The 607-nt window shown below is 62.8% G+C and carries 1 pseudogene; it reads left to right on the forward strand.

The features are described 5' to 3' along the window. Positions 1–406 (forward strand): annotated as a pseudogene (locus B3D39_RS12245) (ABC transporter substrate-binding protein); the annotation flags it as partial. Positions 407–607: the final 201 nt, after the last annotated feature.

Raw genomic sequence — 607 nt, forward strand, 5'->3', positions numbered from 1 at the left:
CTACTACCCCGGCTGGTGGGAAGGCGGCGCCTGTCTGCACGCCATGTTCAACAAGAACGCCTATGAGCAACTGCCCGAGGCCTACAAGGTCGCGCTGACGGCGGCGACGCAGGCGGCGAACTCGGACATGATGGCGTCCTATGACTACAAGAACCCGAGCGCGCTGAAGAAGCTGCTGGGCCAAGGCGCGCAGCTGCGTCCGTTCAGCCAGGAAATCCTGGAAGCCTGCTTCAACGCGGCGAACGAGGTCTATGCCGAGATCAACAGCTCGAACGCAGCGTTCAAGAAGATCTACGACAGCCAGTTCGGCTTCCGCAACGACGCCTATGGCTGGTGGCAGCTGTCGGAGTTCAACTCTGACTACTTCATGATGCGCCAGCAGGCTGCGGGCAACCTCAAGCTCTGAGCCGCGTCTAGCGTGAATTGAGAAGGCCCCGGGGTTCGCGCCCCGGGGCCTTTTCTATTGGTCTGGTTACAAATCTTACTTCGTCGTGGCGGCGCCAACCGTGGCACCCGCCACGGCGCCAACCGGACCTGCAACCACGAGGCCGCCGACACCGCCGGTGGCTGCACGTTCGGTCGCGTTGTCACCACATGCCGCGAGCGA

Origin of the sequence: Thioclava sp. UBA3469 (assembly GCF_002378135.1) — a bacterium.
GTDB classification, from domain to species: domain Bacteria; phylum Pseudomonadota; class Alphaproteobacteria; order Rhodobacterales; family Rhodobacteraceae; genus Thioclava; species Thioclava sediminum.